General features: G+C 31.0%; 6 protein-coding genes and 1 pseudogene. 3 read left to right on the forward strand and 4 right to left on the reverse strand.

Translation table 11 applies throughout. The annotated features are described in order from the left end of the window. Positions 1-384 precede the first annotated feature (384 nt). Positions 385-1,758 (forward strand): IS4 family transposase, encoded by a 1,374-nt coding sequence (locus tag KPL38_RS17010; protein ID WP_216290334.1) that lies wholly within the window; start codon positions 385-387, stop codon positions 1,756-1,758. A 249-nt stretch (positions 1,759-2,007) separates the two neighbouring features. After that, positions 2,008-2,148, forward strand: a complete 141-nt coding sequence (locus KPL38_RS17015) for a hypothetical protein (RefSeq protein ID WP_216290335.1) — start codon at positions 2,008-2,010, stop codon at positions 2,146-2,148. A 310-nt stretch (positions 2,149-2,458) separates the two neighbouring features. Here KPL38_RS17015 and KPL38_RS17020 read toward each other — a convergent pair whose 3' ends face one another. The 3 genes and pseudogenes from KPL38_RS17020 to KPL38_RS20270 form a co-directional block, all read right to left on the reverse strand. Beyond that, positions 2,459-2,818 (reverse strand): hypothetical protein, encoded by a 360-nt coding sequence (locus KPL38_RS17020; RefSeq protein ID WP_216290336.1) that lies wholly within the window; start codon positions 2,816-2,818, stop codon positions 2,459-2,461. Between the two features lie 345 nt (positions 2,819-3,163). After that, positions 3,164-3,433, reverse strand: a complete 270-nt coding sequence (locus KPL38_RS20265; RefSeq protein ID WP_312884263.1) for a type IIL restriction-modification enzyme MmeI — start codon at positions 3,431-3,433, stop codon at positions 3,164-3,166. After that, positions 3,419-3,817: pseudogene (locus KPL38_RS20270) on the reverse strand (type IIL restriction-modification enzyme MmeI); the annotation flags it as partial. The gene KPL38_RS20265 and the pseudogene KPL38_RS20270, both read right to left, overlap by 15 nt. A 255-nt stretch (positions 3,818-4,072) precedes the next feature. Between KPL38_RS20270 and KPL38_RS17030 the strand changes: the two are divergent. Beyond that, positions 4,073-5,071, forward strand: coding sequence for an NADH:flavin oxidoreductase (locus tag KPL38_RS17030; protein WP_281419367.1), 999 nt, complete (start codon positions 4,073-4,075; stop codon positions 5,069-5,071). Between the two features lie 466 nt (positions 5,072-5,537). On the opposite strand, the gene KPL38_RS17035 is transcribed toward KPL38_RS17030, so the two are convergent. Continuing rightward, a complete protein-coding gene (locus KPL38_RS17035; protein WP_216290339.1) occupies positions 5,538-7,559 on the reverse strand; it encodes a glycoside hydrolase family 3 protein in 2,022 nt (673 codons plus the stop codon). Positions 7,560-8,357: the final 798 nt, after the last annotated feature.

Below are 8,357 nucleotides of genomic sequence, written 5' to 3' on the forward strand. Positions count from 1 at the left end.
TATGCTATCCTCAATATAGAAAGCTCGAAGAAATTCTGGGGTGAAGTTGATATATGCATAAAAATGAACCTAGAATTAGCAATGGCTTGAGAGTTTCCGAGAGTACTAGATATATACTAGTGAGGTGACAAGTAGTAATCAAAGTATAAGAGTGGAATTTTCAGATGCTTATTCTTAATTTTACATAGTGCACGATATTCTACTTTATTCAAACTTTTCCCTCTTTCTGAAATTTGTTTTAAGACTAAGAGTAGCAAAACAAATTGTGTTTACAATTTGTTCACGACCAACGGGGGTGTTTCATAGCCATCAAGCTAACAGTTTATTTATCACATTTTTATGATATACTTTCATGTAAATTTAATATGAAAGGTGGCTGTGAAAATGAAGATAATTGACAGAAATATGACTGACTTAATTAAAGATATGTTCGAAAAAGGATTCCTTCGGAGAATTGCTAGAGAAACAAAATTTGTACAAAGAGATGCTAGTCTTACTGCGGAAGGTTTTATATCTTTATGTATCTTCTACGAAAAATCTATATGTGAAGCATCATTATCTAAATTATCTACTATTTTAACAATAGATGAAAATATACATTTATCTCCACAAGCTTTATCCGAAAAGTTTAATGAGTATGCTGTTGAATTTCTGAAAACCATATTAAAAGAAACGATTATAAGACAAAATAAAGTGTTATCAAATGATAGTAGTAACCTAAAGAGGATGTTTAATAGGATAAATGTTGTAGATGCTACCTCTTTTAAAATATCCAATAATCTTAAAAGTTCTTATAAAGGTACAGGAGGACATTCTGCAAATGCTGCTGTAAAGATACAACTACAGTATGATGTCCTCTCTGGTCAAATTCTTGCTTGTGATATTGGTAAAGGGGCCTCTAGCGATTCTGCTTATGTTAAAGAGGTACAAAAGAATATACAAACAAACGATTTAATTTTAAAAGATCTAGGTTATTTTAATATGGGTGATTTAAATTATATAGATAAAAAGAAAGCCTATTACATCTCAAAAATTAAAAAATACACTATCGTATATATTAATGATGAAAAACAATATTCACAAGTAGATATACTGGAATATGTTAAAACCCTTTCAGAAGGTCAAACACTTGATATTCCAGATGCATACATAGGTGCAAATAAGAAATTAAAGACTAGGTTAATTATAACCAAATTATCTGAAGAAAATAAGATGAAGAGAAAAATCAAAAATAAATTAGCATCTCAAAGATATAAAAGAGGAATGGATGCTGAAAGATCTGATTTATGGGATAGTATAAATGTATATGTAACAAACATCAATGAAAAAATGATGCAAGCTGATGAAATTCATGATCTGTACAGCCTAAGATGGCAGATTGAAATTATGTTTAAGGTATGGAAGTCTCTATTTAAAATAAATAGAGTTAAAAAAGTATCTTTACATCGTTTTGAATGTTTTTTATATGGAAAGTTAATTTCTATAGTTTTGGATTCTATAATAGTATTTAAATCAAAGGACTTTGCCTATTTAAATGAGAAAAAATACATCAGTATATATAAATCTTTTGCAATAGTTAGAGAAAATTCTTGCAAAATACGAGATTCATTATTAAAAAATATTACATCTTATTGGTCTTTAGTAAACAATATTATAATTTTAATTCTTAAGCAAGGTGTTAAATCTAAAAAGAAACACAAAAAAAAAGCCGATGAAATACTTGAACTAACAATATTATCACCAGTTTCATTGGTATAAATTCAAATTTAAAACTGTTAAATAAACAGTTTTATGTCTTAATTTTACACGAATTGTGTAAGGTTTATTCATGTTGCGTAGATTATATTATTTGATTACATAAATTTCAAATACTGTGTTTTATTAAGAAAAATAATTTCCAGTAATAAAAAATGATATTTACCGTGATTTTCGCTCTAAAATTATAGCACAAATTAAGCCCCTTATGTTGGTCGCTATGGCTTAGCTTGATGGCTATGGGGGGTTATAATGAGCGAATCGAATTTGCTAATTATTATCACATTTTTCATTTATAACGTAAAAAATCTCTTACCTACAAAGGCAAGAGATTTTATACATATTTTAGACTACAACAAACATCTACGTACATTATTCATTTTTGCTGCTTAATGTTTATAAAGTAAAACCTGTACGTATACACTTCCAGATTTTACAACGGGGTCGCACCAGCCAACCAATAAATGTAAATACCTATTAGCAACATTATGTAAGGCGACAGACCCTTGGGTAAATATGTATAATTTAATTATATTCTAATATTATTTTTCTATAAATTTAGTGTAAAATAATAAAACTCCGAGGTGTTAATCCCAGAGTATATCGACCAATATTAATTTCATAAATCACTTTTACATAATATAAAAATTTAACATATCCACTAAATAAATTTGTTGGTTTTTAAAAATCCTAATTCATACACTCAAACCTCCATTTTTGTTGATAACTCATTAAATATTTCATCAAATTGTTTTAAACCACTCTTCATATATTTTTTAATTAACGCTTTTATCTGATACCAACCAGCATCCCATGTATTTATCTGATATTTAAGATTAGCTATATTAAATTCTCCTATATACTTGAAACTCTTCACCAATACTTCTCGAGCTTTTTCCAAAACTTTTCTACCTTCTATAGATAAGGTTCTTTTATTTAAATCCATATATATAAACCTCTCACCTTGAAATAATTTTGTATCCTGAAATATATCATCATTATAGTTTTGATTTGCTAAATCCCTTATTTCATCATTTCCAATTAGCAAATTCGCTTCACTCATAAAAAAAACCAGGGGACGTAAACAAATTGTAACCACAATTTGTTTTGCTAATCCTCCAAAAATAAATATACTCTTTATTTATCGGTTTTTCTATAATAATCTTGCTATTACTATTTTCTCATAATACATGTACAAATTTATATATTACATATTACTTTGAAGTCTTAATACTATCAAGGTTGCTACATTCATTTTTATATCTTGCTCCCCTCTTAAGATGTGTACTGTAGAAAAACACATTACTATTTTTTAGTTCATCTTTCTCATGAAAAATAAAAATAACCTTATCCTAACAGCAAAAGAACATCACTGTCTACTATATTAAAACTATTCCATAAGTCATACTTACTTATACTCCATATACAAACTAAACAAATATTCTATTCTATCTCTTTCTGTCAAAAACCTTTTCTTTCGATAACAAATTTCAACAGTTAAATCAAGTTTCTTATGTGCATTTCTCAACTTACTTGGCATTAGTGTATCATTATATAAATCAGCTAAACTTTGAGATGCAAATTCTTTTCTTATTTCCATAACATGAAAAACTGCTTCCTCAACCCTACCAATATTATTCTTTGATATATTTCTTGGCCATGGAAAATTATTATACACAAGTTTATTCGAATATCTAAAATCACTTTTAATTCTTCCACAAACCTGTCTAACCCATGCCATATGCATAGATGAATTTAATACACCAAAATGGAATAAAGTTGCACCTGCAATATAACAGCATGAATCACTTACTATTTCATTTTCAGATCTTAAATCCATAGGAATATATTCTCTATGCTCAGATGAGTGTCTTGGTATTAAAATATAGTTTATATCAGGCTGCCTATCTTCACCAAACAGATAAGGATATTTAGCTAACTTTATTGTAGCTTTTCTCTTGCTACTAAGCCTATAACTTTTTATCTTTTCTACTCTTTTAAGAACTTCTGGTAAATTTTTTATATCTGAAGGCTTAGCCGCCTTAAGCCATAGACACCAGCGCTTTTTTTTAGCAACTTCGCCTTCGCCTCACAAAGACCCCCGGCAGAGTGAGCGAAAACTATTTCTATGAAATATTTTAACAAAGAGCTTGCATGGAATGTTCATATTTCTGTTAGATTTAAGATTTAAACCAAATTTCAGCTGTTTTTGTAGTGAAACTATTAATGTCCATTGAAAAATGAATTGCAAATTTCAAAACTTGCACGTATTTTTAGTTTTCGCTCAGCCTGCCGGGGTTTTTCATACAGTATTGTCATGGCGCCTATGACAAGAGGTTTTTCACCTAATGGTGTACCTGGAGTAAATGTGGCAAGATATTATAAGCGACGTGCGGAAAATCAAGTAGGATTAATTATTACAGAAGGTACATTAATTAATCATCCAGCTGCAGAGCAAGGCCTAGGAAAACCTAATTTTTATGGTGAAGCAGCACTAAACGGATGGTCTAAAGTTGTGGACTCTGTTCATGATGCTGGTGGGAAAATCATTCCTCAGTTATGGCATGTAGGTATGGCACGCCAAATCAATGGAGAAAATTCCAATCCAGAAGTTTTGCCAATTGGACCGTCGGGGATTGATGCAGTTTCAGGCGAAAAAGTAACCGAGGCAATGTCGCTTCTTGAAATCGAGCAAATTATCCAAGCATTTGCAGACGCCGCAAGTGATGCGAAACGTCTAGGTTTTGATGGGCTTGAAATTCATGGTGCCCATGGATACCTAATAGACCAGTTCTTTTGGAAAAAAACAAATAAACGCAAAGACAAGTATGGTGGAAATATGATGGCACGTTCTCAGTTTGCAATTGAAATAGTGCAAGCTTGTCGTGAGGCTGTAGGCCCAGATTTTCCAATTGTGTTTCGCTATTCCCAATGGAAATCGGGGAATTATAATGCAAAACTTGCGGAGACGCCAGATCAGCTTGCTGCTTTTTTAGCACCATTAGTTGAAGCAGGAGTTGATATCTTTCATTGTTCCACTCGTCGTTATTGGGAACCAGAATTTGCAGGGTCATCGCTCAACTTGGCAGGATGGACAAAGAAAATAACTGGAAAACCAGCTATTACAGTTGGTTCAGTTGGTCTTGATAGCACTTTCACTGAATTTTTTACGGATGGGAAAGGTGGCCAAATTACAAGTCTTGCACCCCTCATAGAAAGGTTAAAGCATCAAGAGTTTGATTTAGTCGCAGTGGGAAGAGCTCTATTGGCAGATCCAGCATGGGTCACAAAAACGGTTAAAAATAGAACAAATTAACTAATTCCGTTTGAACTAGGTGTAGAAAAAACATTGTCTTAACAATCAGTATAATCGCAGTATATATGCCCAATAATTGTATCAACTGAAATATTATATAAAAAAAGCCAAACAGGTTAACTTTCTTATGTGCTATATGCATTTAGCTCTGATTTTAAAAACATTTTATGCAGTAATTTAAAATAGCCATTCTCTTAAAAAGAATGGCTATTAACTATCACGTACTTCATTCATACGTTATGTTATATGGTATGCAATATAGATTAATAAAATTATATATTATTTTCTACATATTCTTGTATAGCATTACCTATGTCACCTAAAAAGCCTCAGAACTTAAAATTAAAGTTCTGAGGCTTTTTTATTTTTTATTTTGTAAATGTACTAACATCAATGTTACCTGCATCTAGTTTTACTTCGCCGCAGGTTTTAGTTTTTGCAATACCACTTATAAAATCTTCAGTTTCTATTGTGCGGGGACAGGTAATAATGTATCTGTCACCGGTGGAGCAACTGGTTTTATTGGTAACTTATATTTATTAGTTGTAGTGTCATTACCTTTTTTAAGCCCATATCCATAATTAAATAAATTTGATGCTTTTAATGGATCAAGTTTATTTACTATATCCTTACCATACCAAGGCCATGTAATTGGTAACTTTCCAGTAAAGTTATATTTTCCAAATAAAACTTGTGCAACTCCCTGACCTTCTGTTCCAGGAAGCCATGCCTCAACAATTCCATCTAAATTATCTATTTGATTAGCTATAGTAATAGGTCTTCCTGTTACTAAAACTGCAACAATCGGAGTATTCGGATGATCACGTTTAACATTATTAATAGTTGCAATATCATTTTCATCTAAAGTTAATGCATCTGCTGCTTTATCTCCATTTGTTTCAGCATAAGGAGTTTCACCAATAACTACAACTGCAGCATCATACTTTCCTGTAGATACACCATTCATGTTATAACCTATTTTAACATGTTTACCAACTGTATTTTTAATACCCTGTAGAATAGTTGTACCAGGTGTTACATTACCAGTTTGACCTTGCCATGAAATTGTCCACCCTCCACATTGTGTTCCAATATCATTAGCACTTTTTCCTGCTACAAGAATATTCTTCTTGTTTTTTAATTTTCCTACAATATCTTTATCATTCTTAAGTAAAACTAAGGATTCTCTTACTGCTTGACTTGCAATATTTCTATGTGCTTGTGAACCAACAGTAGTTAATAAATTCTTTTGAGCATATGAATGTTCAAATAAACCCATTTCAATTTTAATTTTTAAAATTCTTGATACAGCATCATTAATTCTTGTTTCAGTTACACCACTTCCTGGTTTAACTTTTTCATCGGCTATTAAAGTTTTTAAAGTAGGAATAAAAGTTTTCCAAGTATAAGGCACCATAGCCATATCCATACCTGCATTAATAGAAGTTTTTATTTTTTCTTTGTCATTTGCTCCTGCAACTTGTGCTATGCCTTCCCAATCTGAAACCACAAAACCAGTGAACCCTAGTCCACCTTTACTAACATCACCTTTTAAGATTTTGGTGATTACATCTGCATTACCATGGCATTTTACACCATTAATGCTATTATAAGAAACCATAATGGTTCCTACTCCAGCAGCAATGGCTGCTTTATAAGGTGGAAGTAATTCATTTTTTAATATAGTATTATCTAATAATTTACCATTTTTATTAACTTTTACAGTTCCATCTGCATTAAAAGAATCAGGTATTAAAGAATTACCTTGGTTAATTCCGTCTGTAGTTAACCCTTCTCCTAAAAAGTGTTTTGCAGTTGCAAGAACTGTATCTGATTGTTTAAGAGTTTTTTTTGGATTATTTCCCTGTAACCCCTTAATAGAGGCTGTTCCTAAAGTAGAAACTAATTGAGAATTTTCACCAAAAGTTTCATATGTCCTTCCCCATCTTTCATTATGTGGTACTCCAACAACTGTAGAAAATGCCCAGTTTACACCTGTAGCTCTTACTTCCTGAGCAGTTGCATGTCCAATTTTTTCTACTAGCCTTGCATCTTTTGTAGCACCCAACCCTATATTGTGTGGGAATATTGTTGATCCAATTACATTATTATGTCCATGTACTGCATCTGCTCCATATAATATTGGTATTCCAAGCCTTGATTTAGCTGCGGCCTTTTGATAACTATCAGTCATATTCGCCCAACTCTCAGCTGTGTTGGGTGTGGGAGCTGATCCACCTCCGCTTAAAATAGAACCTAAAGAAAAGTTTGTAACGTCTGTAGGTGTGGCTGTTAACCTCTCTGCTTGTACCATTTGTCCGATTTTTTCATCTAAAGTCATTTTTGATAGTAAATCTTTTACTTTGATATCAGTTGTTTGATTTTTATCCATATATGTAGGAGTGCTATCTGCTAAAACTGTACAAAAGTTCGCACTACTAAATATCATAGAAAAAGTCAAAATACTACATAACCATTTTTTTAACATGTATTTTCCCCCCTTAATTTAATTTTAGTGAATTCGAAAACCATTAGGTCTCCATATATCTCAATTCCGAAGGGATGATTTAATTCTTCCCCCCCCAAAATTTTGAACAAAACTTTAAATGTTCTTATATTTATTAAAAACACTTGACATAGTTAGTAAAATTTGAAAGCTTTACAATATGTAATTAATTTACAATTATATTATGAGATGTTTTTTATGTTAGATACCAATTACAGCTTAAATAACAAGAAATGAGAAATTCAAATGAACCTATGGTATAACTTGGTTTTTCATTAACATTTGTTACATTCGCAATTAGTTTTCTAATTCACTAATTTGTTTGCTATGCAAACCTTTTCAATGTTATAAAAACTTCACATTAATCGTATCACTGTAAAAGCCTTAATAATAATATGTATTTTGTGAAAAAAGTCTAAATTTTCAGTAACACTTTTTTATGATTATATCATTAGAATGATTCATATAAATTTTACCATATTATTTATATGTTGTCAACAAATGTACTATTTACGTATTATCATAAAAAAATCATTTATACCAATATTGGTATAAATAAAGCAGAAATATGTAACATATAATATATCATCTAATCAATTAGTTGATATGATCATTCCACTTTTAACCATTATTATTACTTTGCCAGTTACAGGCAATTCAGTTTTTAAAAGTAAGCGTCAAATATTACCCACATTCCCATGTTTTTAAATTTATGAGATAATAATCTCAATGCAAGGAGGTTATTATTATGGCAAGAACAAAAGTCAACTTCATGTGGCA

This window comes from Clostridium psychrophilum (assembly GCF_018861705.1).
GTDB lineage: Bacteria > Bacillota > Clostridia > Clostridiales > Clostridiaceae > Clostridium_AD > Clostridium_AD psychrophilum.